Source organism: Rhodococcus sp. NS-SX18, assembly GCF_057367935.1.
In genome coordinates, this window is record NZ_CM170633.1 from 288886 (window position 1) to 315012 (window position 26127).

Below are 26127 nucleotides of genomic sequence, written 5' to 3' on the forward strand. Positions count from 1 at the left end.
ATGACGGACCCCATCGATCCCGAAGTTCAGGAGATCGCGCAGCAACTGTTCGATGCCGCCCGCGCCGGGCACGTCGAGACCCTCACCGCCTACGTCGACGCCGGAGTGCCGGTGAACCTGTGCAACGAGAAGGGCGACACCCTGCTCATGCTGGCGTCCTACCATGGCCACGCCGACGCGGTGCGGGCGCTGATCGAACGGGGTGCCGACGTCGACCGGCTCAACGACCGCGGTCAGTCGCCGATCGCCGGCGCCGTGTTCAAAGGGGAGATCGACGTCGTGCGGGTGCTCACCGAGGCCGGAGCCGACCCGCATGCCGGGCATCCGAACGCCGTGGACTCGGCGAAGATGTTCGAACGCGAGGACTGCCTGCAGCTGTGGGCGCAGTAGGCCGCAGTCGCCTGCAGGTGGCGCCGAGTAGGCTGTGACCTCGTGATCGACCTCAAGTTCCTCCGCGAGAATCCCGACGCCGTCCGTGCCTCGCAGCGCACCCGAGGCGAGGACCCCGGTCTCGTCGACGCGCTGCTCGAGGCCGACGCGGCCCGCCGCGCCGCGGTGCTGGCCGGCGACAACATCCGTGCCGAGCAGAAGGCACTGGGCAAGAAGGTCGGCCAGGCCTCCCCGGAGGAACGGCCCGCGCTGCTCGAGGGCGCGAAGGAACTCGCCGCGAACGTCAAGAAGCTCGAGGCCGAGCAGTCCGCCGCCGAGGAGGCGCTGGAGCGCGCGCACATGGCGATCTCCAACATCGTGCAGGAGGGTGCCCCCGCGGGCGGGGAGGACGACTTCGTCACCCTCGAGACCGTCGGCGAGCTGCCCACCTTCGGCTTCGAGCCGAAGGACCACCTGACCCTCGGGGAATCGCTGGGGCTGATCGACATGGAACGGGGTGCGAAGGTTTCCGGCGCCCGGTTCTACTTCCTCACCGGCTACGGCGCCCTGCTGCAGCTCGGCATGCTGCAACTCGCGGCCCAGCGGGCCGTCGCCAACGGCTTCCAGATGATGATCCCCCCGGTGCTCGTGCGCCCGGAGATTATGCAGGGCACCGGTTTTCTCGGCGCCCACGCCGACGAGATCTACCACCTCGCCGACGACGACCTGTACCTCGTCGGCACGTCGGAGGTGCCGCTCGCCGGCTACCACTCCGGCGAGATCCTCGACCTGTCGGGCGGCCCGAAGCGGTACGCGGGCTGGTCGTCGTGCTTCCGCCGCGAGGCCGGCAGCTACGGCAAGGACACCCGCGGCATCATCCGGGTCCACCAGTTCGACAAGGTGGAGATGTTCGTCTACTGCAAGCCCGAGGACGCCACCGCCGAGCACCAGCGGCTGCTCGCGTGGGAGCGCGACATGCTCGCCGCGATCGAGGTGCCCTACCGGGTCATCGACGTCGCCGGCGGCGACCTCGGCTCGTCGGCGGCCCGCAAGTTCGACTGCGAGGCATGGGTGCCCACCCAGGAGCGTTACCGGGAGCTGACCTCCACCTCGAACTGCACCACCTTCCAGGCCCGCCGCCTCGGCGTCCGGTACCGCGACGAGAACGGCAAGCCGCAGATCGCCGCCACCCTGAACGGCACCCTCGCCACCACGCGCTGGCTCGTGGCGATCCTCGAGAACCACCAGCAGGCCGACGGCTCCGTGAGCGTCCCGTCGGCGCTCGTGCCGTTCGTCGGACGTGAGGTGCTCGAACCGCCGGCGTGAGCCGTCCCGTGCGTGTGGGGCCGGCGGCGGCGGTGGCCGAATGTCACATCGCATCGATCTGACCGAACCGATGTGACATTCGGCCCCGGAAGGCAGGCCCCGGAAGGCAGGCCACGGACGGTGGGGCGGGCGGGCTCAGCTGCCCGGGTCGCAGCCGACGGCCACGTACGCGTGCAGGCCCTCCGGATCGTCGCGCAACAGGTACTCGTAGTCGCTCGTGCCCAGCACGCTGTCGTTCGCATCCCGGAAGGACCAGCGCACCCGGGCCCGCACGATCTTCTCGGTGACCGGGGAGAGGTCGAGCAACTCGTGCCCCACACCGGCGAGACCGTGCTCCCGGTAGGTCTGGTTGCTCTGCGCGAGTGCCTGGGTGATCTCCTTCCGGGTCGCCAGCGATCCGGCGAACGAATCCGTGAGGATCGTGCCCGGTTCCCCCCACAGCGCGGCCGAGGCCTCGGCATCGAACCCGGCGAGTGCCTCCCCATAGAGGGTGAAGAAGCGGTCCAGTGCGGTGCGTTCCACGCTCATGTTCTTCAGTGTGCAGGCCCGGCGACGGTTGTCAGCGCAGAATCAGGCACGTGGTCGACGCGGTCGCGAGCAACCGGTCGTTCTCGTCGCGGGCCTCACCGCGGGCGGTGGCGGTGCGACGGCCGCTGTACTCGCAGATGCCGTGCACGCGCACGACGCCGCTGCCCGCCTGGATGCCGCGCAGATACCGCACCTGCAGGTCCAGGGTCGTGTATCCGACACCGGCATCGAGCGTGCTCGACACACTGAAGCCCATGGCGGTGTCGAACATCGTCGCGATCACCCCGCCGTGCATGCTGCCTACCGCGTTGGCGTGGAACTCCTGCGGCTCCATGCTCACCTCCACCCAGCCTTCCCGGGCGTCGGTCACCCGGAAACCGAGGGTGCGCGACGTCGGATGGTGCGGGATGGAGCCGTCGATCAGTCCGCGCAGGAAGTCCAGGCCGTGCATGTCGCGGTTCGCGGCGGACGTCGGGGCGGGGTCGTCCCAGGTGTAGGTGCGCTGGCGTTCGGTCACCTGCCGACCGTATCGCGCGGTGACAAACCCGTCCGCGCGTGCCACGCTGGAGTCATGCGACACCGATGTTGATCCGGCTCCGCTCCTTCCCTGACCGTTCGTGTGGTGGCGTACGCGGCCACCCGCGAACTCGTGCCGCTCTACGGCCTGTACGCCCTGCTGTTCGAGGACCACGGCCTCGGTACGGGCGAGATCTCGTCGCTGTTCGTGCTGTGGTCCGTCGTCGCGTTCGTCGCGGAGGTGCCGTCGGGCGCATGGGCCGACACGGTGTCCCGTCGCGGTCTGCTGCTGCTCAGCTCGGCCCTGTTCACCGCGGGATTCGCACTCTGGCTGCTGTTCCCCGGCTACTGGGGATTCGCGGCGGGCTTCGTGGCGTGGGGGATCAGCGAATCGCTGAAGTCCGGGACCTTCGAGGCCCTGGTGTACGACGAACTGTCCGCGCGTGGGGAGGCGCACCGGTTCCCGGCGGTGCTGGGCTACGCGAACGCCGGCGAGACGACGTGCGTTCTCGTCGCGACGCTGTCGGCCGCCCCGCTGTACGCGCTCGGCGGCTATCCGCTCGTCGGATGGCTGTCGGTGGGAATCACCGTGGCCAACGGGTTGCTCGTGCTGACCCTGCCGTCCGCACCCCGCGACACCTCGGCGGACGAGACCCGTTTCGTCCCGGGCGGTTTCGTGACTCGCTATCGTGCGGTGCTGCACGCCGGGACGGCCGAGGCGCGACGCAGCGCCGGCGTCCGGCGCGTGGTACTGCTCGCGGCGCTGCTGTCGGCGTGCCTCGCCTTCGAGGAGTATTTCGCGCTGCTCGCGCGCGAGGGCGGGGCGAGCACGTCTACGGCGCCGGCGCTGGTGGCGATCACCGTGGCGGGACAGGTGCTCGGCGCCGCGACCGCCGGCCGCACCGCGGCGACGACCGGTCGCGCGATGGGGGCGGTGATCGCCGTCGGTGGCCTGCTGCTGGCGACCGGGGCCGTGCTCGGCGGAGTGGTCGGCTTCGTGGCGATCGGGATCGGCTACGGGGCCCTGAACAATGCGATGATCGTCGCCGAGGCGCGGATGCAGGACACGATGAGCGGAACCGCCCGCGCGACCGTCACGTCGGTGTCGGGCGTCGTCGGCGAGGTCGTGTCGGTGGCGGTCTACGCCGGATTCGCACTCGGAACAGTGTGGCTGCCGCTGGCGGTGGTGCTCGCGGCATGGGCGGTGCCGCTGCTCGGCCTGGCCGCCGTCGCGGTGCGGTGGCTGCCGCCGTCTCAGAGCCCTCTCAGATTGCCGGACTAGCGTCCTCCGCCGTGCGTGCCAGTCTCCTCCCCGCCCTGTTCGTCGCCGCCGGTCTCGGCCTGATCGGCACCGGCAGTGCCTTCGCCTACGCCGACGCGGCCACCGTCGCGACGACGACCGAGGTGCCGCCCCCGTCGACCAGTGACCCGCTCACCGACACCCGCGACAACCTGCAGCAGGCCGGCCTGCCGCTCGCTCTGCTCGGCGGCGGAATCGGGCAGCTCACCGACGGCAGCCGGCAGCTCGACGACGGGGCGCACCAGCTCGCCGACGGACTCGCGCAGGCCAGTGCGGGTGGGCAGCAACTCGCCGACGGGCTCGGGCAGCTGCAGGGCGGAGTGGACCAGCTCGGCGACGGTGCGACCCAGGTCAGTGGCGGCGTCGACGAGGTCGTCGACCGGCTCGGTGGTTTCGGCGAGATGCAGGCGGGCGTCACCGAGCAGCTGACGGCCGTCGCCGGCACCTTGCGGCGCTCACCCGACCCGGTGTCCCAGGAAGCCGCCGCCCGGCTCGACGGGCTCGTCGGCCGGCTGGACAGCGAGGGGCTCGGACCGGAGACGCTCGCGCAGCTCGAGCAGTTGCGCGGCGGCGCACGGCAGCTCGCCTACGAATTGAGTGACCCGGACGCGCAGTTCGTCGCCGGCGTGACGCAGGCCGCCGACGGCTCGCGGCAGCTGCGCGACGGACTGATGCTCCTCGACGACGGCGGCCGGCAACTCGTCGACGGCACCGGCCAGCTCGTGGCCGGAGTGGGTCCGGTCACCGGGGTGCTCGAGGGTGTCTCCGACAACGTGCGGGAAGCGACGGCCGCGCTGCCGAAGTCGCCGGCCGCTTCGTCGCCCGACGTCGCGCCGGTGGTGGAGACGACCGGCGAGCGGCAGTGGTGGCCGTTCGCACTCGTCGCGTCGGGGGCGCTGGTGCTTGCCGTCCCCGCCCTGGGTGGGGGCCGAATGTCACATCGCGTCGATCGCATCGACCCGATGTGACATTCGGTCACCACACGAGGCGCGAGGGGTCAGAGTTTGCGGGAGCGCAGCTCGTGACCGCGGGAGGTCTTGCAGCGGCCGGTGACGAGGTCCCACTGCCAGCCGTGCAGGTTGCAGGTGAGGCTGGTGCCCTCGACGACGCCGAACTTCGACAGATCCGCCTTCAGGTGCGGGCAGCGGCGCTGGATCTCGAAGCCGCCCAACTCGATCGACGCGGAATCGTCGTGGGCCTCGGCGAACCAGCCGTCCGCGTAGGCGATCCGCTCGTCGGTGAGGCACTTGAAGAACGTGTACAGGAATTCGTTGTACCCACCCACCCGCCACGCCTCGAACCGGGTGGACAGGAAGATGGTGTTCACCCAGTCCGGTTCGTCGTCGCGCAGGACCGTGCGCACCAGCTCCGGGGAAATCCGGAAACCGTAGCGGTACTTGCCTTCTCCCTCGATGGGTTCGCGGACGACCCGCTTGGGGAAGTCCAGCACGACCGTCTCCTCACCCATCACGAGGCCGACGGGGTAGCCGATGCCGTCGCAGATCAGATCGGACTGCGCCATGATCGGCTCGAACTTCGCCTTGAGCGGACCGATCAGCGGCTCACCCTCGGCAGGGGCCCACGTCGCCTTCTCGGCCTCGAGCACCGGGGCCAGGCGCTGGGCCATCTCCTCGATGTACGCGGCCTTGTCGGTGAAGATCTTCTCGACGTCGGCGTCGGGGATCGGATGGGTCAGCGTCATCGACTCGCTGCCGTGCACGTCGAGGACCGAGCCGGGGATCATCAGCACGCCACCGTCGTTGCCGTGCAGGCGCATCTGCTCGAGGAAGACCCGCTGGTCGGGGAAGATGTTGCCCTCGTCGCCGTGGTCGTCGTTGAGGTGGCGCAGCGCCGGATCGAGGAACACCGGCGGACCGGCCGACGGGACCACCCACGTCGCACCGACCTGGTCGATGTAGCTGCGGCAGCGATCCATGCCGCGCTGGCGCTTCTGCTTGCCGAAGTTCGCCTTGGTGCGCTTCGGGATGTCGTAGACCATCGGGTACCAGATCGCGCCCGAGTACTGCAGCAGGTGGACGTCGATCGTCCCGAACGCCTCGAGCATCGTGTCCATCTCGACCGGGCGGGCGTCGTTCATGTTGAACACCGTGGTCTCGCCGTCCGAGACGACGAGACCGGAGTCGCCGATCGGCCCGTCCGCGGGCGCGCGCAGGGCGATGATCATCACGTCCAGCTCGCCCTTGGGTCCGCTGACGGTGTGCTTGACGGAATCGGTCGTCTCGAGGAACTTCGTGAACCCGAGCTTCTCGAGCTCGCGGCGCAGGTCCGGAACCGGGAAGTCGGGCAGCAGTACCGTCGCGTCCTTGCGGACGTGCTTGCTCAGATTCTCCGGGTCGAAGTGATCCTTGTGCAGGTGCGAGACGTACAGGTAGTCGACGTCGCCGAGCGCACCCCAGTCCAGCTGCGTGTTGTCCGGGAAGGGGAACCACGACGCGAAGTACGCGGGGTTGACCCACGGGTCGCACAGGATCGATCCCGCTTCGGTCTGAATGTGGAACCCGGCGTGTCCGACGCTGGTGATCTGCACTTCGTTGCCTCCTGACGTGCTGACCGACGTACCTCCCAGGGTAGGGGGACGCCGGTGGGACGCCTCGCCCAGGCGGTGAACCCGGGCCGGATACGGGCCGTTGATCCCGAATCGGGCGGGCCCGCGGACATCGAGCAGAGCCCGCCGGCGCCGATCCGGCTACTCTGACCGACTGTGGAACCCTTCTACCGGACCGTCATCGGCCTCGCCCGGACCGTCTTCGCCGCCCAGGGACTGAAGTTCACCGTCACCGGCGCCGAGAACATCCCCGCCGTCGGTGGCGCGGTGATCGCCATGAACCACGTCGGCTACATGGACTTCACCTACGCCGGCCTGCCCGCCCGCACTTCCAAGCGCTACATCCGGTTCATGGCTAAGAAGGAGGTCTTCGACCACAAGATCTCCGGTCCCCTGATGCGGGCTATGAAGCACATCCCCGTCGACCGCGCCGACGGCGCCGACTCCTACCGCGCCGCCGTCGACGCGTTGCGGGCCGGTGAGCTGGTCGGCGTGTTCCCCGAGGCCACGATCAGCCGCAGCTTCGAGATCAAGGGGTTCAAGACCGGTGCCGCACGGATGGCGCTCGAGGCGAACGTCCCGATCATCCCGGTCGTCCTGTGGGGATCGCAGCGGGTGTGGACCAAGGGCCACCCGAAGCGGCTCGGCCGCACGAAGACGCCCATCTCCATCGCGGTGGGCGAGCCCATCCGGCCGTACGAGCCGGCATCGGAGCTGACCGCGGAGTTGCACAGCACGATGGAACGCATGCTGCGGGAGCTGCAGAGCAGCTACGTGCACGAGCCCGGTGCCTACTGGGTGCCCGTGCGGCTCGGCGGCACCGCTCCCACGCTCGCGGAGGCCACTGCGCTCGACGACGCCGACACCGCCGCACGTAAGGCCCGCCGCGCGCAGAAGGATGCCGGCACCGACGGGTGACGGCCGCACGGCGCGCTGACTCCCGGATGCGCCGCGCCGCGGGGGACCGGCACAATGGCGAAGTGAGACGAGATCTGCCGAGCCTGGTTGCCTCCGACGTCGACGGCACCCTCATCGACGACGAGGAGCGCGTCTCGGACCGGACCCGCGCAGTAGTACAGGCCGTGGTGTCCTCCGGGACGCCGTTCGTCCTGGCCACCGGCCGTCCTCCACGATGGATCCCGCCGGTGGTCGAGCAACTCGGCTTCGCGCCCCTGGCGGTGTGTGCCAACGGTGCGGTGCTCTACGACAGTGCCGCCGATCGGGTTCTCAGCGCCGCCGTGCTCTCCGCGGACGAGCTGGCCTGGGTTGCCGACGTCGCCAACAGTGTGCTGCCCGGCTGCGGTCTGGCCGCCGAGCGGATCGGGGCGAGCGCCCACGACGCCGCGACACCGCAGTTCGTCAGTGCCCCCGGCTACGAGCATGCGTGGCTGAATCCGGACAACACCGAGCTCGCCGACCACGAGGTGATCGCCGAGCCGGCGGTCAAGCTACTGATCCGGTTGGCGTCGGCGACGAGCCACGAGATGGCCGAGGCGCTGGCTCCGCAGCTCTGCGGCATGGTGGACGTCACCTACTCCACGGACAACGGGCTGATCGAGATCTCCGCCTCCGGTGTGACGAAGGCGTCGGGCCTGCATCTGATGGCCGAACACCTGGGGGTGGCCGCCGACGGGATTGTCGCGTTCGGGGACATGCCCAACGACATTCCGATGTTGTCGATGGCGCGCCACGGGGTCGCGGTGGAGAACGCGCACCCGGACGCGAAGGCGGCCGCGGACGAGGTCACCGCCACCAACACCGAGGACGGGGTGGCCCGCATCCTCGAGCGCTGGTGGCGGTGACGGATCGATCGGTCAGGGCGCCGGAGCAGGGGCCGGCGCTTCCGGGGCCGGGGCCTCGGGGGCGGGAGCCGGAGCCGCGGGAGCCGGGGCCTGTGCCTGTTCGTACGCGTCGTTGTAGGCGCGCAGCACCTTCGTCACCGCGCCGGTGAGCTCGTTGAAGATCAGCGAGCCGAACTCGAAGTCCGAGCGCCAGCCGTCCGGGACGCGGTACTCGTCGCTGGTCGGCAGACCGAGTTCACCCGCGTCGAGGCCGCTGCGCTGCCACGTCTTGTAGATCTCGCCGAGCACCGTCCACACGCCGCCGTTCGGCGAGGTGTAGATGGCGCCGTTGACGAACTCGGCGCGCTCGTACCCTGCCTTCGCGGGCAAGACGCCGGACACAGCAGCCCCGAGACGGCCGGTCTCGCCGCCCTCGGCGATCCACTTCTGGGCCAGCGGCGAGTTGTCGGTGAGCCGGATCAGCTCTCCGACGAGGTCCGCGACCTTCTCGGTCGAGCCGGTGTCGGGCAGGCGGTCCGCCGAGCCGGTGGCCGGGGCCCCCGCGTCGACGTCGGGCACCTGTTCGCGAGGGTTGTCGGTGACGAGGTCGGACGAGTCGTCGCTCGGTGTGGACGGCGTGGTGCTCTGCCCGGCGGCGGTGGCCGCGGCGATGTCGCGGATCTCGTCCATCTTCGAGTAGCCGGAGTCGCCGGGACAGCTGGTGTTGCCGACGTCGCGGTGCGCGAAGATGATCGGCAGGTCGACGGCCGCGCCCTGCGGGTACGGGGTGAAGGACGTGCCCTCCGAGTACATGGTGGTCTCGCCCTTGGGGTCGAGGCCCGCCTTCGCGAGGCGCCAGCCGAGGAAGCGGCCCACCGCGTCGACCGTGGCCTTCGGAGGCTCCACGTTGGAGAAGTCGCCCATCATCGCGATGCCGACGGTGTTCTCGTTGAAGCCGCCGGCGTGTGCGCCCTGCACGGGCTTGTCCAGGCCGCCGGCGCGGCCCTCGAAGATCTGGCCGTAGCGGTCGACGAGCACGTTGTAGCCGACGTCGCACCAGCCCAGGGTCTGTGCGTGATAGGCGTAGATGGCGCGCACGATCTCCGCCGATTCGGCCTTGGAGTAGTCGTTGTTGCCGGCGGTGTGGTGCACGGTGGCTCCGCCGAGCGAGTCGTCGTAGGTGGCGTCCTGGCAGCGGATGGACTCGTCGGCGCCCCACTGCGCTCGGGTGATCACCTTCGGCCCGGACCCTCCGACCGGACCGGCGATGTCCTCGAGCGCGGCGTCGGCGCTGCTCGACCCCGGGTCGATGAGCACGGCACTGACGTCCTCGGTGGCGGCGCGTTCCTGCGCGTGCAGGGGCCGTGAGGACGACGCGGGCGCATAGCCCAGCTCCGGCTGCGCGGGTGCGGGTGCCGGTGCTGGTGCGGGTGCCGGAATCTCGGCGCCGGCGAGTGTCGGTTCAGGCCCCGGGCGCGGGGTGAGCAGCACCTGCACGACCTTCGTGGCGCCGACGTAGATCGGTTCGGTGCCGGCCCGCTCGTCGGGCGTCTGGTCGTCGCGGCTCGTGTCGATCGGTTCGGTGGCCGTCCACGGCCCCCAGCTGCCGTCCTCCCGCTGGGCCCGGATCCGTGCGTCGGTGTCCGCGACGTCCTTGGCGGCCAGCGCGATCATGCTGAACGGGGCGTCCCGGGTGAGCTGCTTGACGGTCGCTCCGATGCGGTCGACGACGTCCGCGGCCGCGGGAGCCGGTGCCGGGGTGGTCGACGGGGCGGGCGCGGCGATCTCCGGCAGCCCCGCGGCGAGTTCCCTCAGGCTCAGGTCGGGCAGGTTCAGGCCGGTGAGTTCGTGGATCGGGATCACGATGTCGGGCACGGATGCGAGGACGACCTCCGCGATCTCGGGCGGTACGACGGTCGGGACGGACTCGTTGGTGGAGCGGACGTCCGATGTGGTGCTCGTGACGCCGTAGACGGCGAATGGGCTGGCGACGGCCAGGGCGGCGACGGCACCCAGGACGATCGACGGCTTCGGTCGGCGATGCGGCACGGTGCTTCTCCCTGTCGATGTTCGCGGCGGTCCTCGGCGGCCGGGCGGCGCTCGGCCGAGGCCGAGGAGCCGGCTCGAATCGAACCGAATCCTCCGTCATCCGGACGACCCGAAGTGCGGAACGGCCGAGAATCGTGTGCAACTTGTGATTCTGCTGTTACTGGTGTGGCTGTTGTTGCTTCATCCAGTCACTCTTGCCACACTAGTCGCAGACAACCTTAAGCCTCAACCTGAGCTTGAGGATCCGTCTCGAATGTCCGATACGCGCGGACCTGCGTCCGGGCGGCACACGGTGCGAGAACGAGGGAGTGCAGCGCATGCCACGAATGTCCATCCGCCGGACCCACCGCCGGCGGCGTCTCGTCGTCGGACACCCCCTCCGCAACGGCTGGCGACCCGCCACGGCCCGCGCCGCGGCCATCGGTCTCGCGCCCGCGCTGCTGATCGGCGCGGCAGTCGGTGGGGTGATGCACGTGCGCACCGCCGGACCCGAGGTGACGCAGGCCGTCGCCGCCGACACCCCGTTCACCTTCGTGGGCTTCGGCCACGGTCACGGACGCGGCATGGGTCAGTGGGGTGCCTACGGCTACGCCTCGCAGCACGGATGGTCCGCCGATCGAATCCTCGGCCACTACTACGGCGGCACCACCCTCGGCGCCCTCCCCGAGAACACCATGATCGCGGTCCGGCTCGTCGGGCAGGACGACGCCCCCCTCGACGTCTACTCCGACACCGGGATGACCGTCGCCGGCCGGCAGACCGGGCCCGGCGAGGCTGCCCACCTGACGCCCACCGCCGACGGGGGAGCGGACGTCGTCGTCACGGCCGGATGTTCCGGCGAGGTGCTGTGGCAGGGCCGCGCCGACCTGCCCTGGGTCGACCCCGCCGACATGGGTGAGGCCCGGCCCGCCGCCGAACACCTGAAGCTCTGCGGCAACAGTGCCCCCTACCGTGGCTCGCTCGGTGTCGTCCTCGACGGCTCGGCGCCGCGCACCGTCAACCGGCTGTCGATGGAGGACTACCTGCTCAGTGTCGTCCCGGCCGAGTCGCTGCCCAGCTGGGCCGACACCGGCGGTGCCGAGGCGCTGCGTGCGCAGGCCATCGCCGCCCGCTCCTATGCCGCGGCAGAGAACCGCTCACCGCTGTGGCAGACGTGCGACAGTCAGAACTGTCAGGTGTACGCGGGATCGAGCAAGGAGGACCCCCGCACGAGCGAGGCGGTGAACTCCACCCGCGGCACCGTCCTCATGAAGGACGGCAAGGTCGTCGCCAGCGAGTTCTCGGCCTCGACCGGTGGCTACTCGGCCGGGGGCGTGTTCCCCTCCGTCGAGGACCTCGGTGACGCCGTCGCGCCCAACCGGCAGTGGGCGAAGACCATGACCGCCGGGGAGATCGGCACGGCCTTCGGGATCGGTGAACTGCAGGCGTTCGAGATCGTCGGCCGCAACAACCTCGGTGCCGACGGCGGCCGCGTCACCCACGTCCGCATCGTCGGTGCCGATCGCACGGTCGAGACCACGGGCGCCGAGGCGCGCGCCAAGCTGGGTCTGCGCTCCGACTGGTTCACGGTCCAGGAGGGTGCGGAGGCCGCGGTTCCGCCGTCCACTCCCGCACCCGAGCCCGGTCCCGAGGTCGGCGACGAACCCTTCGAGACCGGCCAGGGCTCGCCCATCGAGGAGAAGTACCTCGAGCTCGGCGGACACGACGGAGCGCTGGGCGCCCCGGTCGGCCCGGAACTGATGTTGCCCGACGAACGCGGCAAGTTCCGCGTCTTCACCGGCGGCATCATCGTCTGGACCCCCGACCTCGGCGCGCAGGTGATCGACTCGAGCATCATGCGAGAGTGGCTGCCGGGGACGGGAAGCGCCGAGTAGCACCCGGTTTCGTGGCCGAATGTCACATTGCGTCGATCCGATCGATGCGATGTGACATTCGGCCAAACCCCCACGGGTCGGGGGAAAGCTATCCGCAGGCGCCGAGCGCCGCGAGCATCCTGTCGACCGACGCCGCCCAACCGAACTGCTCCGCTCGACGACGTGCGGAGCGGCGCAGGACATCATCCGGGCCGCAGAGTATTTCGTCGACGGCCTCGGCGAACGCGGGTCCGCGATCGGCCGACAGGGCGCCGCAATCGGGGGTGAGGATCTCCGTCAGCGCCGACGAGCGCGAGGCCACCACCGGCGTGCCGGCGGCCAGCGATTCGAGCGCCGACAGGCAGAACGTCTCGTGCGGGCCGGGGGCCAGCGACACGTCGGCGGTGGCGAACAGCGCGGCGAGCCGGCCGGCGTCCCCGATGAATCCGGTGAACGTCACCGGCAGTCCTCTGGCTTTGTGTTCCAGCGCATGTCGTCTCGGGCCGTCACCGGCGACGACGAGGTGCACGTCGTGCCCGCGACGACGCAGCAGACGCGTCGCGTCGATGCTGCGCTCGACCTTCTTCTCGACGGACAGCCGGCCGCAGTGCAGCAGCAGCCGCACCGAGCCCGGTACGAACCGCTCGCGCAGGCTCCGATCGTGACGATCGGGATGGAAGCGGTCGAGATCGACGCCGAGCGGCACCCGCACGAGGTTCGGTGTTCCGATGCGGGTGAACTCCGCACCCGCGAACTCCGTCGTGCACACCACCGTGTCGTAGTCCGCGGCCATCCGGCGGTTGGCCAGGTCGGCGGCCCGGCGTGCGGCCGGCGACGGCAGCACCTGGCCGAGCAGGCGGTCGAGCCGCTCGTGGGAGACGACGACGCTGCGGACGTCGCGGCGTCGCGCCCACCGACCGAACCCGCGCAGGGTCAGCCGGTCCGACACCTCCACCGCGTCGGGCCGCAGGCCGCGCAGCACATCCGCGACACGCCGCGGGTCGGCCACCCGGTATCCGCCGGTCCACGGCACGACCGGCGCCGGAACGGTGATCCGCAGGACCCCGTTCCCGAGCAGTTCCTCGCCGCGCCGGGCGCCGGGCACCACCAGCGCGACCTCGTGCCCGCGCGTGACGTACCCGCCGCCCCACTGGTGCAGCGCGGTGCGCAGGCCGCCGGACCGGGGACCGTAGAAGTTGGCGAGCTGAACGATGCGCACCGGTCTCAGTGAGCCGCACCGCGGCGACGGGCGCGCCAACGACGCCGGGCGGCGCGGTGAACGCCCGCGGAAACCTCCCGCGCCGCGGCGGTGGTTCCGGAGTGTGCGCCACGAGGTGGTAGTTCCCGCCCACCCGGAACGGTTCGCCGGGGCCGGGATCAGGGCGACGGGGGGGACAGCTTGTCGACGAGAGCCAGGCCGTCGTGCGCCCATTCGATCTCGGCGGTCGCGCGGTCGACGAGCCCCTGGTAGGCGAATGCCTTGTAGGCGATGATCCGTTCGTGTTCCTGCGCGGGGTATTTCTCGATGCGAGTGGCGATGGTGGGGTGGGAGGCGTCGAGGATCGAGGCGCGCATGGCGGCCCATCGAGCCCGTTGCTCGGTGTAGTAGTCGATGTGCCGCTGTAGGTTCTCGCGGACGCAGTCGGGGTCGGCCCACTCGAAGTAGGCCGCTCGCATGTGCGGGGCGTCGCGGATCGGCCCGTAGTCCATCGGGGCGTTGATCCAGTCCCGGAACGCGCGGATGCCGTCGTCGGTGATCGAGTAGCGGGTCTTGGTGCTGTTCGGTCCCCACCGGACCTGCTCGCCTTCGATCAGGCCCTCCTTCTCCATCCGGCGGAGTTCGGGGTAGATCTGCGAGTCCGGGGCGTGCCAGACGAAGCCCACCGAGCCGCCGAAGCGTTTGGCGGCGTCGTACCCGGTGAGGGGCTCGGCCGTGAGCAGCGCCAGCAGGGCATAGCGGAGGCTCATCTCGTCCTCACCTCTCGTTTCGGGGCAGGTCTTGCCAACCACTATATCGATAGTTAGTGTGTGGTTCACGTCACCAACTATCTATGTCGATAGGTAGTCTTTCCGCTCATCCCGAAGGAACGACATGACCGATCTGGGGCCCGCCGGGGCGACCGCGAAGAACATGGCCTACCCCCTCGACGCCTGGTACGTCGCAGCCTGGGACCACGAGGTCGGCAGGCGCGAGATCCTGGCCCGTACCATCGCTGGCACACCGCTCGCGCTCTACCGCACCGAGGACGGCCGGCCGGTGGCCCTCGCCGACGCGTGCTGGCATCGCCTCGCCCCGCTGTCGATGGGCACCCTCGTCGGCGCCGACGGAATCCAGTGCCCCTACCACGGCCTGCAGTTCAACTCCGCCGGACGGTGCACCCACATGCCCGCCCAGCAGACGATCAACCCGTCCGCGATGGTGGCCTCGTACCCGGTCGTCGAGCGGCACCGCTTCGTGTGGGTGTGGCCCGGTGATCCGATGCTCGCCGATCCCAGCACCATCCCCGACATGTTCCAGATGGATTCACCCGACTGGGCCGGCGACGGGCGCACCATCGACGTGCAGGCCAACTACCAGCTCGTGCTCGACAACCTCATGGACCTCACCCACGAGGAGTTCGTGCACTCGTCGTCGATCGGGCAGGACGAACTCAGCGAATCCGATTTCGTCGTCACCCACGACGACCGCACCGTCACCGTCACCCGGTGGATGCACGACATCGACTCGCCCCCGTTCTGGCTGAAGAACATGCGCGACAAGTTCCCCGGCTTCGAGGGCAAGGTCGATCGCTGGCAGATCATCGAATTCCAGGCGCCGTCGACCATCCGTATCGACGTCGGGGTGGCGAAGGCCGGTACGGGCGCCCCCGAAGGCGACCGCAGCCAGGGCGTCAACGGATTCGTGATGAACACCATCTCGCCGGTCGACGAACGCACCGCCCTCTACTTCTGGGCATTCATGCGCAACTACCGGCTCGACAGCCAGCTCATCACCACGCAACTGCGCGAGGGCGTGCACGGCGTCTTCGGGGAGGACGAGGCGATGCTCACCGCCCAGCAGAAGGCGATCGAGGCGAACCCCGGCCACGAGTTCTACAACCTCAACATCGACGCCGGCGGCATGTGGGTGCGCAGGATCATCCAGCGCATGATCGAGGCCGAACGGATCGTCGCTGCCGGCACCGCGGTCCCCGAGGCGGTGCGCTGAGATGAGTGCCACCAACCAGGCCTCCTGGCAGCGCGGCCGCGTCGTCTCGATCGACCCTGCGGCCGACGCGATCGCCCGGATCGTCCTCGCCCTCGACACCCCGGTCCGAGCCGAACCCGGATCCCACGTCGACGTGCGCCTCGACACCGGCGAGGTGCGGTCCTACTCCGTCGTCTCCACCGGCACCGCCGGCACCGTCGTCTCCACCGGCACCGCCGGCACCGTCGTCTCCGCCGGCGCCGACGGCCGGACCGTCACCCTCGGTGTGCACCTGTCCCCGACCTCGCGGGGCGGATCGCGATTCATGCACGCGCTGCGACCAGGCGACGAACTCGACGTCACCGCACCGCTGCAGAACTTCCCGTTGCGGATCGGCGCGCCGCGCTACATCCTGCTCGCCGGCGGAATCGGCATCACGGCGATCTCCGCGATGGGCACGGCGCTGAAGGGGGTCGGCGCCGACTACCGCCTCGTCTACGTCGCGCGCACCCGCTCGGCGACGGCCTTCCTATCCGAACTGGCCGGGCTCCACGGGGACCGGCTCGAGCTGCACATCGACGACGAAGGCACCGGCCTCGACGTCGGCACCCTGGTCGGCGGCGTCGATGCCCACACCGAGTTGTACATGTGCGGGCCGATCCGGCTGATGGACGCGGTCCGTCGCGCCTGGGTGGACCGCGAGCTCCCGCTGCCGAACCTCCGTTACGAAACCTTCGGCAACAGTGGCTGGTTCGACGCCGAAGAGTTCGTCGTCAAGGTTCCCGACCTCGGCGTCGAAACCACCGTCGGAACCGACGAGTCCCTGCTCGACGCGCTCGAACGTGCCGGCGTCGACATGATGTTCGACTGCCGCAAGGGCGAATGCGGTCTGTGTCAGGTCGGTATCGCCGCGGTCGACGGCACCGTCGACCACCGCGACGTCTTCTACAGCGAAGAGCAGAAGACGGCCGCGACGAAGTTGTGTGCCTGCGTGTCGCGAGTGGTGCGCCGTCCCGGCGCCCCGGCCGTGCCCGGCACCGTCACCCTCGCCGTCCACTGACGGCCTGGTCATCGGATACACCCTCCCTCAAAGGAATTCGGCATGGACCTTCGTGCTCGCATCGACACGTCGCCGATGCGCCCCTACCAGTGGCTGATCGTCGCCCTGTGCGTAGTGCTCAACATCCTCGACGGCTACGACGTCATGGCCCTGGCCTTCACGGCCAAGAGCATCGGCGCCGACTTCGCGCTCGGCGGCTCGGCGATCGGTGTGCTCCTCAGCGCCGGACTGATCGGTATGGCCGTGGGCGCGATCACCCTCGCCCCGGTCGCCGACCGGGTCGGCCGCCGGCCGCTCATCCTCCTGTCGGTCGCACTCGCCACCGCCGGAATGGCGCTGTCCGCCACCGCGGGATCGGCCTGGCAGCTCGGAACCTGGCGGGTGCTCACCGGTCTCGGCATCGGCGGAGTGCTCGCCTGCACCACCGTCATCGCCAGCGAATACTCCTCGGCGCGCTGGCGCGGCCTGGCCATCAGCATCTACACCGCCGGGTACGGCGTCGGCGCCACTCTCGGCGGCTTGGCCGCGGTGGGCCTGCAGACCGAATACGGCTGGCGGGCAGTGTTCGTCGTCGGTGCGGTGCTGACCGGAACGGTGCTGGTGCTGTTGGCTGCGCTGCTGCCGGAATCGATCGAGTTCCTCGGCGCCCGCGGCCGAGACGGCGATCTCGCCTCGATCAACCGGATCGCCCGTCGTATCGGCCAGGACCCGATCGACTCGCTCGACGGCTCCACCCGCGGCACCGGGGCGGGGGCCGGCCGCATCGCGGACCTCTTCACCGGAAGCCGCGCCCGCCCGACCCTGCTGTTGTGGGCGGCGTTCTTCACCACCATGTTCGGCTTCTACTTCGTCAATTCCTGGACCCCGTCGCTGCTCGAGACGGCCGGGCTGACCAAGGATCAGAGCGCGACCGCCGGCATGATGCTCACCCTCGGCGGCACGGTCGGCTCCGTGCTGTTCGGCGTCCTGGCCAGCCGGTGGTCGACTCGGTCCGTCCTGATCACCTTCACCGGCCTGTCGGCTGCGGCCATGGCCGTGTTCATCGCCTCGATCTCGGTACTCGCCGTCGCGTTCGCGCTGGGAATCGTGATCGGCGGTCTGATCAACGGCTGCATCGCCGGTCTGTACACCCTCGCCCCGTCCCTCTACGGCCCGCGGGTGCGCAGCACGGGCGTCGGCTGGGCCATCGGCGTCGGCCGCGCCGGCGCGATCCTCGCCCCCACTGCCGCGGGCATGCTGCTCGACGCGGGCTGGTCGCCGGCGCAGTTGTACTTCGCCGTCGCCGGCGTGGTCGTCCTGGCCGCAGTGGCGCTGCTGCTGCTGCGACCGGCACGCACCCCGGTCGCGACCCCGGACGCAACGACACCGGACACAGGGGCACCCGCGACGGTCTGACGCACCGCCGTCACGGCAGCCGTCCGGTCCAGACGGCCTCGGCGCCGGACTCGCCGACCCGGACGGTCTGCACCGTCGCACCCACCGCGGCGACGACGGCCAGCGCGGCCGCGACGACGGTCAGGGCTCGTCGCCCGCTGCCGTCGCCGCGGCCGCGCAGCACGTGCGCACCCGTGAGCAACATCGTCGCGGCGAACAACAGCGCGACGACGAGGGTCATCGTCTCGCCGAGTTCCTCGTGCGTCTCGATCAGCGGAGACGGGCCCAGGACACCGGCGAGCTGCTCGCCGGTCTCGGCGGTGATCGGGGTCAGGACCAGCGCCGCGGCCGCGAGCACCACGACCGGCCACAGCAGGCGCCGGCGCGCGGCCGGCCACAGTGCGCACAGGACCAGTCCCAGCGACACCAGGGGCACCAGAACGACGACCCCGTGCACGAGCAGGGGGTGGGCGGGCAGTCCACTGATCAGTGTCATACCGCTCAGTGTCATACCGCTCAGTGTCATACCGCTTCTCCTGTCGGCCGGGACGTCAGGAGAACCGTAGGCGCGGATCCGGACGAACGGGACCGGAATGCACTTGACGTTGACGTTGCGTCAAGACGCATCCTGGGGATACCCGACGAGAGAGGCCCGCGAATGAAGGGCGAATGGTCCATCCAGGAACTGGCCCGCGCGGCCGGCGTCACCAGCCGCACGCTGCGTCACTACGGCGACGTCGGCGTGCTCGAGCCCAGCCGCACCGGCCCGGGCGGCATGCGGTTCTACGACGCCGACGCCCTGGTCCGGTTGCAGCGCATCCTGCTGCTGCGCGACCTGGGGTTGGGCCTGCCGGCCATCGGGGAGGTGCTCGAAGGGCACCGCGACGCCACCGCGGCGCTGCGCGTGCACCTGGAACTGCTCGAGCACGAGCAGCAGCGGCTGGCCCGGCAGATCGAGTCGGTGCGCACCACCATCCGCAGAACCGAGAGAGGTGAGGAACTGATGGCAGACGAAGTATTCGACGGGTTCGACCACACGCAGTACCGCGACGAGGTGATCGAACGCTGGGGCGAGGACGCCTACGAGAGCAGCGACCGCTGGTGGCGGGGGATGAGCGACGACGAGCGCGCGGACTGGAAGACCGTCGCCGCCCGCCTGGGCGCGGACTGGACGGCCGCCGCGGCCGCCGGCCTCGACCCCGCCGGCCCGGAAGGACAGAACCTGGCCCGTCGCCACATCGCGTGGCTCGGCAGCATCCCTGGCACCCCCGGGTACGGGGAGAAGCCGAACCGGGACTACATCCTGGGCCTGGCCGACATGTACGTCGCCGACGAGCGGTTCGCCGCGAACTACGGCGGCCCGGACGGTGCGAAGTTCGTCCGGTCTGCCCTGCGGGCCCGCCTCGCCTGACTCGTGTGTGTTTCCGGTCGCTCCCGCTACCGGAAACGCGCACGGGCGCGCGGGTCGCCTACCCTGGTCTTCCGTGACCGCTGCACCCTCGCCCCAGCCTGCCACCGGTGAGCACGACCTGATCGTCGTCGGCTCCGGGTTCTTCGGACTGACGATCGCCGAGCGTGCCGCCACGCAGCTCGGCAAACGCGTGCTCGTCGTCGAGCGCCGCCACCACCTCGGTGGCAACGCCTACTCCGAGCCCGAACCCGAGACGGGTATCGAGATCCACAAGTACGGTGCCCATCTGTTCCACACCTCCAACAAGCGGGTGTGGGACTACGTGAACCGGTTCACCGACTTCACGAACTACCAGCACCGCGTGTTCGCGATGCACAAGGGCCAGGCCTACCAGTTCCCCATGGGGCTGGGACTGGTGTCCCAGTTCTTCGGCCGGTACTTCAGCCCGGAGGAGGCCCGGGCACTGATCCGGGAGCAGGCCGCCGAGATCGACACCGCGCAGGCGCAGAACCTCGAGGAGAAGGCCATCTCCCTGATCGGCCGGCCGCTCTACGAGGCGTTCGTGCGCGACTACACCGCCAAGCAGTGGCAGACCGACCCGAAGGAACTGCCCGCCGGCAACATCACCCGGCTGCCGGTCCGCTACACCTTCGACAACCGGTACTTCAACGACACCTACGAGGGTCTGCCCGTCGACGGTTACACCGCGTGGCTCGAGAACATGGCGAAGGACGAGAAGATCGAGGTGCGACTCGACACCGACTGGTTCGAGGTGCGCGACGAGATCCGCGCCGCGAGCCCCGACGCCCCCGTGGTCTACACCGGCCCGCTCGACCGCTACTTCGACTACGCCGAAGGCCGGCTCGGCTGGCGCACCCTCGACTTCGAGACCGAGGTGCTGCCCACCGCGGACTTCCAGGGCACCCCGGTGATGAACTACAACGACGCCGACGTGCCCTACACCCGCATCCACGAGTTCCGGCACTTCCACCCCGAGCGGGACAGCTACCCCACGGACAAGACCGTGATCATGCGCGAGTACTCGCGCTTCGCCGGCAACGACGACGAGCCGTACTACCCGATCAACACCCCGGAGGACCGCGCCAAGCTGACGGCCTACCGGGAGCGGGCCAAGCGGGAGGCCACCGAGAACAAGGTGCTGTTCGGCGGTCGGCTCGGCACCTACCAGTACCTCGACATGCACATGGCCATCGCGAGCGCCCTGAGCATGTTCGACAACGCGCTCGCGCCGTACTTCGAATCGGGCACCCCACTGGCGGGGGACGCCTCGTGAGCGCCCGGCACCTGCTCGTCGAGCCCGACGCACCCGTCGACGAGCGGCTCGGCAAGGCACTGCTGCAGCGGGTGATCCTGCCGCGTCCGGGCGAACCGCTCGACGTGCGCACCCTCTACCTGGAGGAATCATCCACCAACGCGCGGCGCGCCCACGCCGTCGGCCGGACGTCGCTGAACATCGGCGCCGAGTCCGAGGTGTCGATGTGCACCTACTTCAACGCCTTCCCGGCGAGCTACTGGCGACGGTGGAGCACCCTCACCTCCGTGGTGCTGCGGCTCGAACTCACCGGGCACGGCCGGGCCGACGTGTACCGCTCGAAGGCCGACTCGAGCCGTATCCATGTCGAGGGCCGCGAGTTCTCCGCCGCGCACGACGCCGCGACGGTCGAGTTCGAGATCGACCTCGGCCCCTTCGAGGACGGCGGCTGGATCTGGTTCGACATCACCACCGACTCCGACGTCACGTTGCGCTCGGCAGGGTGGTACGCGCCGGTGGAGGCGCCCGGCGAGGCGTCCGTCGCCGTGGGCATCCCCACCTTCAACCGCCCGACGGACTGCGTGAAGGCCCTGGTCGCCCTGGCCTCCGATCCGCTGGTCCTCGACGTCGTCGATGCCGTGATCATTCCGGACCAGGGCACCCGCAAGGTTCGTGACGAGCCCGGCTTCACCGAGGCGGCGGCCGAGCTCGGCAACCGGCTCGCCATCCACGACCAGGGCAACCTCGGCGGCTCGGGCGGCTACAGCCGCATCATGTACGAGGCGCTGAAGACGACCGACTGCCCGTACATCCTGTTCATGGACGACGACATCGAGCTCGAGCCCGACTCGATCCTGCGCGCTCTCGCCCTGTCCCGATTCGCCAAGACCCCGATGCTCGTCGGTGGTCAGATGCTCAACCTGCAGGAACGCAGTCACCTGCACACGATGGGCGAGGTGATCGACCGGGCGAACTTCATGTGGACGGCGGCGCCGAACGTCGCGTACGACCACGACTTCTCCACCAAGCCGCTGCGCGACCGCGAGCAGTCGAAGCTGCTGCACCGGCGCATCGACGTCGACTACAACGGCTGGTGGATGTGCATGATCCCGCGGCAGGTGGCCGAGGAGATCGGTCAGCCGCTGCCGCTGTTCATCAAGTGGGACGACGCCGAGTACGGGCTGCGGGCGCGTGCCGCCGGTTACCCGACCGTCACCATGCCGGGCGTTGCGATCTGGCACATGGCGTGGAGCGACAAGGACGACGCCATCGACTGGCAGGCGTACTTCCACCTGCGCAACCGTCTCGTCGTCGCGGCGCTGCACATGCCGGGCGACGGACGTGGCCTGGTCCTCGACACCGTCAAGGCCACGCTCAAGCACCTGCTGTGCCTCGAGTACTCGACGGTGGCGATCCAGAACAAGGCGATCGAGGACTTCCTGGCCGGCCCGGACCGTCTGTTCGAGCTGCTGCCGACCGCGCTCGGGGAAGTGCACGCGCTGCGCCAGCGGTTCTCCGACGCCGTGGTGCTGCCGTCGTCGACCGAGCTGCCACTGCCGTCGGGCGCCGAGGTCGGGGCGGTCGGTGAGCCGCGCGGAGCCGTCGGCAAGATGGTGCGCCTCGCCAAGGGCCTGGTGCACAACGTGCGCCCGGCGCATCCGGAACACCACGAGCGCCCGCAGCTGAACGTGCCGACTCTCGACGCCCGCTGGTTCCTGCTGTCGCAGGTCGACGGTGTGACCGTGACCACCGCGGACGGGCGCGGCGTCGTCTACCGTAAGCGCGACCCGCGGCAGGCGCAGGCGCTGCTGTCCGAGGCCGTGCGGCTGCGCCGCGAGCTTGCCCGCAGGTTCCCCGAGTTGAAGGACGAGTACCAGGCCGCGGTTCCCGCCCTGACGAGCAAGGAGGAGTGGGAGCGTGTCTTCGAATCGTGAATGGCCGACCACCGAGGCCGAGATCCAGGTGCTGCAGGTCGTGCAGTCCACGGTCGGTTCGCGTCCCGGGGCCCTCGCGGTGGCCCGGGGGATGTCGCACTTCGGTGAGCACGCCTTCGGCTGGGCGGTGATCGGCGGTATCGGGGCCCTGGTCGACCGTCCGCGCCGGCGCCGCTGGGCCGGTGTCGCGATCGGCGCCGTCGGCGCCCACGCCGCGTCCATCGCGGTCAAGCGGGTGGTGCGGCGGCCGCGGCCCGTGGACCCGACCGTCCAGGTCAACGTGTCCACGCCGAGCCGGCTCAGCTTCCCGTCCTCGCACGCCACCTCGACGACGGCCGCTGCGGTGCTGCTCGGCCGGCTGACGGGGCTACCCTTACCGGCGGTGTTGGTCCCGCCGATGTTGCTGTCCCGCCTCGTGCTCGGAGTCCACTATCCGACGGATGTGCTGGCGGGGGCTGCGCTCGGCGCCGCGTCCGCCGCGGCCGTAGTGCGGGCCGAGAAGAAGTTTGGAGAGAGATGAGCGAGGAACCGGTAGCCGTCGCGGCACCTCCGAAGAATCTGCCCGAGGGCATCGTCAAGGCGGTCCGCCCCCGGCAGTGGGTGAAGAACGTGCTGGTGCTGGCAGCGCCGCTCGCGGCCGGCTCGGCGACCGAACTGGACGTCCTGATCCCGGTCGCCCTGGCCTTCGTGGTGTTCTGCATGGCTGCCTCGGGCATCTACCTGGTCAACGACGCGATGGACGTCGAGGCCGACCGCGCCCACCCGACCAAGCGGTTCCGGCCGATCGCCGCCGGCGTGCTGCCGGTGAACCTGGCCTACGGAATGGCGGTGGTGCTGCTGGTCGGCGCGATCGCGCTGTCGTTCCTGGCGAACTGGCAGCTCGCGGTGGTGATGGCCGTCTACATCGGCATCCAGCTCGCGTACTGCTTGGGCCTCAAGCACCAGCCGGTGCTGGACATCTGCATCGTCTCGTCCGGGTTCCTCATCCGCGCGATCGCCGGTGGTGTGGCCGCAGAGATCCCGCTGTCGCAGTGGTTCCTGCTGATCATGGCGTTCGGTTCGCTGTTCATGGCGGCGGGCAAGCGGTACGCGGAGCTGCGGCTCGCGGAGCGGACGGGCGCGAAGATCCGCAAGTCGCTCGAGTACTACACGGGCACCTACCTGCGGTTCGTGTGGACGTTGTCGGCGACGGCGGTCGTCATCTGCTACGGCCTGTGGGCGTTCGAACGCGACCAGGCCAACGACACCAACTGGTTCGCGATCTCGATGGTTCCGTTCGTGATCGCGATCCTGCGGTACGCGGTCGACGTGGACGGCGGGGAGGCCGGCGAACCCGAGGAGATCGCCCTGAAGGACCGGGTGCTGCAACTCCTCGCGGTGGCCTGGATCGGGGCGGTCGGCGGTGCTGTCTACCTCTTCTGACCTCGACGAGGATCTCGACGCCCCGGCCCGCCGGGCCCGGCCGGCCCGCCGGGACGGCGTGCGGCCGTGGGTACCGACCGCGGTGTTCTCCGGTGGCGTCGCACTGACGGCCCTGCTGATGTTCTGGGGCGCGTGGGAGCGCCGCTGGATCGCCGACGACGGCCTGATCGTGCTGCGCACCGTGCGCAATCTGCTGGCGGGCAACGGCCCGGTGTTCAATGCCGGCGACCGCGTGGAGGCGAACACGTCGACCCTGTGGACGTATCTCGTGTACGCGATGGGCTGGCTCACCGGTGTGCGGCTCGAGTACGTGGTCCTGGCCACGGCGCTCGTGTTGTCGACCGCGGCGGTGGTGCTGGCGATGCTCGGCACGGGCCGGCTGTACCGGTGGCGGCTGCGGGGCAGCGGTGCCACCTTCCTGCTGGTTCCCGCCGGCATGTTCGTCTACATCGCGGTGCCCCCCGCGCGGGACTTCGCCACCTCCGGCCTCGAGAGCGGACTGGTGATCTGCTGGATCGCCCTGTTGTGGCTGTTGCTCATGCGGTGGGCGACGGCGCCGGGGGTCCCGTCGGCGCCGTCGGTGCTGGCGACGGCGTTCGTGGCCGGCCTCGGCCCGCTCGTGCGTCCCGAACTGGCGCTCCTCGCGCTCCCGGCCCTGCTCATGCTCTTCCTCGCCGCGGGCCTCACGTGGCGGGTGCGGATCGCGATGGTGGCGGTGGCCGGTGCCGTGCCGGTGGCCTATCAGATCTGGCGGATGGGCTACTACGGACTGCCCTACCCGAACACGGCGGTGGCCAAGGATGCGGGCGGCGCGAAGTGGGCGCAGGGCTTCGAGTATCTCGGGAACCTGGTGAGCCCGTACCTGCTGTGGCTGCCGTTGCTGTTCCTGTTGCTCGGCGCCGCGCTCGCGTGGCGCTCCCTGACACCGCTCGCAGCGAGTGCGCCGAAACGTGAAATCCGTCACACGGAAGCGCCGTTCGTGGTCCGCGCGCAGCGGGCGTTGCGCACCCCGTCCGCCGTGGTCGTCTTCATGCTCGGCGCCGGACTGTTGCTCACGCTCTACGCCCTTCGGGTCGGCGGCGATTTCATGCACGGCCGGGTGCTGCTGCCGCCGCTGTTCTGTCTGCTCGTTCCCGTCGCTGTGATTCCCTTGCGTCTTCCCGCGCGCGCCGAGATCGGCCGCAATCGCACGACGGCCGTCGCGGGTGCGGCAGGCGCGTTGTGGCTCGGGGTGGTGGTGTGGTCGGCGATCGCCGCGAACACCACCGGAATGCCCGAGGGGGCGGTAGTGGGCCGTTCCGGGATCGTCGACGAGCGGGCGTTCTACGCCCTCAACACCGGCCATCTGCATCCCGTCCGGGCCGAGGACTACCTCGACTATCCGCGCATGCGGGCGATGGTCGAGGCGATCTCGAACACCCCCGACGGCGGACTGCTGCTGCCGACACCGTCGTTCGACGCCTGGGACGTCGTCCCGCCGCCGGAACCGGTACCGCCGGGCGGGGCCGGCCACACCGTGTACTTCCTCAACCTCGGCATGACCAGCATGAACGTCGGGCTCGACGTGCAGGTGCTCGACCAGATGGGGCTCGCATACCCGTTGGCGGCGCACACCGAGCGGCTCGAGGACGGGCGCATCGGGCACGACAAGCTGCTCTACTCCGACTGGGTCGTCGCCGACACGGGGATGGTGGATGTGCACCCGTGGCTGCCCGCCTACCTGGACGAGGACTGGGTGGCGCAGGCGCAGGTGGCGCTGACGTGCCCGCAGACGCAGGAACTGCTCGCGTCCTCCCGCGCGGAATTGACCTGGCCGCTGTTCAAGCGAAATCTTCGCAATTCGTTCGAATATGCGGACTATCGACTCGACCGGGTGCCGAAATACGAGATCCAGCGCTGCGACCTCGAGCTTCCGCCCCCACGTGACGGGGGCTGAACGCGGGCGTCCGGGCTGCGAATCACACCGGCGTCGTTTTCGTTCCGGGCGGCCCGGAGTAGACCGCCGCATATATCTCGGTATGATCACAGCCGATAACGGACGAGTAACGCATCGGCAGTGTGGGCCGATATCGAAGCCGACACACGGTTCGTCGACCTGGGTTACCAAGGGTTTGTCAGAGCCCACGGTGTCCTTTACAGTCTTGACCGCAGTGTGACTTGTGACGGCCCGCTCGGTCG

At 69.9% G+C, this 26127-nt stretch carries 23 protein-coding genes; 16 read left to right on the plus strand and 7 right to left on the minus strand.

The features are described from left to right. The gene (locus AC2IPW_RS01305) at nucleotides 1-390 is read left to right on the plus strand and encodes an ankyrin repeat domain-containing protein (protein WP_003937182.1); all 390 of its coding nucleotides are present in this window, start codon (nucleotides 1-3) and stop codon (nucleotides 388-390) included. A 42-nt stretch (nucleotides 391-432) separates the two neighbouring features. Continuing rightward, nucleotides 433-1695 (plus strand): serine--tRNA ligase, encoded by a 1263-nt coding sequence (gene serS / locus AC2IPW_RS01310; RefSeq protein WP_486376102.1) that lies wholly within the window; start codon nucleotides 433-435, stop codon nucleotides 1693-1695. 135 nt (nucleotides 1696-1830) lie between these two features. Here the strand turns inward: serS and AC2IPW_RS01315 are convergent, their stop codons facing one another. Both AC2IPW_RS01315 and AC2IPW_RS01320 read right to left on the minus strand, forming a co-directional pair. After that, a complete protein-coding gene (locus AC2IPW_RS01315) occupies nucleotides 1831-2223 on the minus strand; it encodes a hypothetical protein (RefSeq protein WP_040782735.1) in 393 nt (130 codons plus the stop codon). 31 nt (nucleotides 2224-2254) lie between these two features. After that, nucleotides 2255-2674 (minus strand): PaaI family thioesterase, encoded by a 420-nt coding sequence (locus AC2IPW_RS01320; protein WP_338012379.1) that lies wholly within the window; start codon nucleotides 2672-2674, stop codon nucleotides 2255-2257. A gap of 168 nt (nucleotides 2675-2842) precedes the next feature. Here AC2IPW_RS01320 and AC2IPW_RS01325 point away from each other — a divergent pair, with 168 nt between their 5' ends. Next, nucleotides 2843-4021: an MFS transporter gene (locus AC2IPW_RS01325; RefSeq protein WP_486376103.1), complete on the plus strand. Its 1179-nt coding sequence runs from the start codon at nucleotides 2843-2845 to the stop codon at nucleotides 4019-4021. A gap of 11 nt (nucleotides 4022-4032) precedes the next feature. Next, nucleotides 4033-5007, plus strand: a complete 975-nt coding sequence (locus AC2IPW_RS01330) for a hypothetical protein (RefSeq protein ID WP_486376104.1) — start codon at nucleotides 4033-4035, stop codon at nucleotides 5005-5007. A 29-nt stretch (nucleotides 5008-5036) separates the two neighbouring features. On the opposite strand, the gene AC2IPW_RS01335 is transcribed toward AC2IPW_RS01330, so the two are convergent. Continuing rightward, nucleotides 5037-6587 (minus strand): Rieske 2Fe-2S domain-containing protein, encoded by a 1551-nt coding sequence (locus AC2IPW_RS01335; protein ID WP_486376105.1) that lies wholly within the window; start codon nucleotides 6585-6587, stop codon nucleotides 5037-5039. Nucleotides 6588-6761: 174 nt separating this feature from the next. Here AC2IPW_RS01335 and AC2IPW_RS01340 point away from each other — a divergent pair, with 174 nt between their 5' ends. After that, nucleotides 6762-7523: a lysophospholipid acyltransferase family protein gene (locus AC2IPW_RS01340; RefSeq protein WP_003937175.1), complete on the plus strand. Its 762-nt coding sequence runs from the start codon at nucleotides 6762-6764 to the stop codon at nucleotides 7521-7523. Nucleotides 7524-7585: 62 nt separating this feature from the next. Continuing rightward, nucleotides 7586-8407, plus strand: a complete 822-nt coding sequence (locus tag AC2IPW_RS01345) for a Cof-type HAD-IIB family hydrolase (protein ID WP_003937174.1) — start codon at nucleotides 7586-7588, stop codon at nucleotides 8405-8407. Between the two features lie 12 nt (nucleotides 8408-8419). Here the strand turns inward: AC2IPW_RS01345 and AC2IPW_RS01350 are convergent, their stop codons facing one another. Next, nucleotides 8420-10435, minus strand: a complete 2016-nt coding sequence (locus tag AC2IPW_RS01350; protein ID WP_486376106.1) for an N-acetylmuramoyl-L-alanine amidase — start codon at nucleotides 10433-10435, stop codon at nucleotides 8420-8422. A gap of 326 nt (nucleotides 10436-10761) precedes the next feature. Between AC2IPW_RS01350 and AC2IPW_RS01355 the strand changes: the two genes are divergently transcribed. Further along, nucleotides 10762-12309 carry a SpoIID/LytB domain-containing protein gene (locus tag AC2IPW_RS01355; RefSeq protein WP_486377071.1) on the plus strand — a complete coding sequence of 516 codons (1548 nt, stop codon included), beginning with the start codon at nucleotides 10762-10764 and terminating at the stop codon, nucleotides 12307-12309. 88 nt (nucleotides 12310-12397) lie between these two features. On the opposite strand, the gene AC2IPW_RS01360 is transcribed toward AC2IPW_RS01355, so the two are convergent. Beyond that, a complete protein-coding gene (locus AC2IPW_RS01360; protein WP_486376107.1) occupies nucleotides 12398-13507 on the minus strand; it encodes a glycosyltransferase in 1110 nt (369 codons plus the stop codon). 158 nt (nucleotides 13508-13665) lie between these two features. Continuing rightward, nucleotides 13666-14256 carry a PadR family transcriptional regulator gene (locus tag AC2IPW_RS01365; RefSeq protein ID WP_289379600.1) on the minus strand — a complete coding sequence of 197 codons (591 nt, stop codon included), beginning with the start codon at nucleotides 14254-14256 and terminating at the stop codon, nucleotides 13666-13668. A 124-nt stretch (nucleotides 14257-14380) separates the two neighbouring features. On the opposite strand from AC2IPW_RS01365, the gene AC2IPW_RS01370 reads away from it, so the two are divergent. Genes AC2IPW_RS01370 through AC2IPW_RS01380 form a run of 3 tightly spaced genes read left to right on the plus strand, consistent with a single transcriptional unit; the run spans nucleotide 14381 to nucleotide 17930 of the window. Then, nucleotides 14381-15496, plus strand: coding sequence for an aromatic ring-hydroxylating dioxygenase subunit alpha (locus AC2IPW_RS01370; protein WP_486376108.1), 1116 nt, complete (start codon nucleotides 14381-14383; stop codon nucleotides 15494-15496). 1 nt (nucleotide 15497) lies between these two features. Further along, nucleotides 15498-16535 (plus strand): PDR/VanB family oxidoreductase, encoded by a 1038-nt coding sequence (locus tag AC2IPW_RS01375; RefSeq protein ID WP_486376109.1) that lies wholly within the window; start codon nucleotides 15498-15500, stop codon nucleotides 16533-16535. A 42-nt stretch (nucleotides 16536-16577) separates the two neighbouring features. Next, nucleotides 16578-17930 (plus strand): MFS transporter, encoded by a 1353-nt coding sequence (locus AC2IPW_RS01380; RefSeq protein WP_486376110.1) that lies wholly within the window; start codon nucleotides 16578-16580, stop codon nucleotides 17928-17930. A 10-nt stretch (nucleotides 17931-17940) separates the two neighbouring features. Here the strand turns inward: AC2IPW_RS01380 and AC2IPW_RS01385 are convergent, their stop codons facing one another. Further along, nucleotides 17941-18405 carry a DUF2231 domain-containing protein gene (locus AC2IPW_RS01385; protein WP_416062459.1) on the minus strand — a complete coding sequence of 155 codons (465 nt, stop codon included), beginning with the start codon at nucleotides 18403-18405 and terminating at the stop codon, nucleotides 17941-17943. Nucleotides 18406-18567: 162 nt separating this feature from the next. Here AC2IPW_RS01385 and AC2IPW_RS01390 point away from each other — a divergent pair, with 162 nt between their 5' ends. From AC2IPW_RS01390 to AC2IPW_RS01415, 6 genes are all read left to right on the plus strand, one after another. Continuing rightward, complete coding sequence (locus AC2IPW_RS01390; RefSeq protein WP_486376111.1) at nucleotides 18568-19320, plus strand: MerR family transcriptional regulator; 753 nt, start codon at nucleotides 18568-18570, stop codon at nucleotides 19318-19320. Nucleotides 19321-19393: 73 nt separating this feature from the next. Continuing rightward, nucleotides 19394-20614: a UDP-galactopyranose mutase gene (gene glf, locus AC2IPW_RS01395; protein ID WP_486376112.1), complete on the plus strand. Its 1221-nt coding sequence runs from the start codon at nucleotides 19394-19396 to the stop codon at nucleotides 20612-20614. Continuing rightward, a complete protein-coding gene (locus AC2IPW_RS01400) occupies nucleotides 20611-22527 on the plus strand; it encodes a glycosyltransferase (RefSeq protein ID WP_486376113.1) in 1917 nt (638 codons plus the stop codon). The genes glf and AC2IPW_RS01400 overlap by 4 nt, the downstream gene beginning before the upstream one ends. Next, nucleotides 22511-23047, plus strand: coding sequence for a phosphatase PAP2 family protein (locus tag AC2IPW_RS01405; RefSeq protein WP_003937162.1), 537 nt, complete (start codon nucleotides 22511-22513; stop codon nucleotides 23045-23047). Before AC2IPW_RS01400 ends, AC2IPW_RS01405 begins: the two co-directional genes overlap by 17 nt. Next, nucleotides 23044-23949: a decaprenyl-phosphate phosphoribosyltransferase gene (locus tag AC2IPW_RS01410; protein WP_054372879.1), complete on the plus strand. Its 906-nt coding sequence runs from the start codon at nucleotides 23044-23046 to the stop codon at nucleotides 23947-23949. The genes AC2IPW_RS01405 and AC2IPW_RS01410 overlap by 4 nt, the downstream gene beginning before the upstream one ends. Continuing rightward, nucleotides 23930-25885, plus strand: a complete 1956-nt coding sequence (locus AC2IPW_RS01415; protein ID WP_486376114.1) for an arabinofuranosyltransferase AftB family protein — start codon at nucleotides 23930-23932, stop codon at nucleotides 25883-25885. Before AC2IPW_RS01410 ends, AC2IPW_RS01415 begins: the two co-directional genes overlap by 20 nt. The last annotated feature ends 242 nt before the right edge of the window (nucleotides 25886-26127 follow it).

Bases quoted from the DNA above. Each gene is read 5' to 3' on its own strand.
- AC2IPW_RS01355 (WP_486377071.1), top strand. From the start codon at position 10,762: ATGTCCATCCGCCGGACCCACCGCCGGCGGCGTCTCGTCGTCGGACAC.
- AC2IPW_RS01375 (WP_486376109.1), top strand. From the start codon at position 15,498: ATGAGTGCCACCAACCAGGCCTCCTGGCAGCGCGGCCGCGTCGTCTCG.
- AC2IPW_RS01410 (WP_054372879.1), top strand. From the start codon at position 23,044: ATGAGCGAGGAACCGGTAGCCGTCGCGGCACCTCCGAAGAATCTGCCC.
- AC2IPW_RS01370 (WP_486376108.1), top strand. From the start codon at position 14,381: ATGACCGATCTGGGGCCCGCCGGGGCGACCGCGAAGAACATGGCCTAC.
- AC2IPW_RS01320 (WP_338012379.1), bottom strand. From the start codon at position 2,674: ATGCACGGCCTGGACTTCCTGCGCGGACTGATCGACGGCTCCATCCCG.
- AC2IPW_RS01390 (WP_486376111.1), top strand. From the start codon at position 18,568: ATGAAGGGCGAATGGTCCATCCAGGAACTGGCCCGCGCGGCCGGCGTC.
- AC2IPW_RS01380 (WP_486376110.1), top strand. From the start codon at position 16,578: ATGGACCTTCGTGCTCGCATCGACACGTCGCCGATGCGCCCCTACCAG.
- AC2IPW_RS01305 (WP_003937182.1), top strand. From the start codon at position 1: ATGACGGACCCCATCGATCCCGAAGTTCAGGAGATCGCGCAGCAACTG.
- AC2IPW_RS01315 (WP_040782735.1), bottom strand. From the start codon at position 2,223: ATGAGCGTGGAACGCACCGCACTGGACCGCTTCTTCACCCTCTATGGG.
- AC2IPW_RS01385 (WP_416062459.1), bottom strand. From the start codon at position 18,405: ATGACACTGATCAGTGGACTGCCCGCCCACCCCCTGCTCGTGCACGGG.
- AC2IPW_RS01365 (WP_289379600.1), bottom strand. From the start codon at position 14,256: ATGAGCCTCCGCTATGCCCTGCTGGCGCTGCTCACGGCCGAGCCCCTC.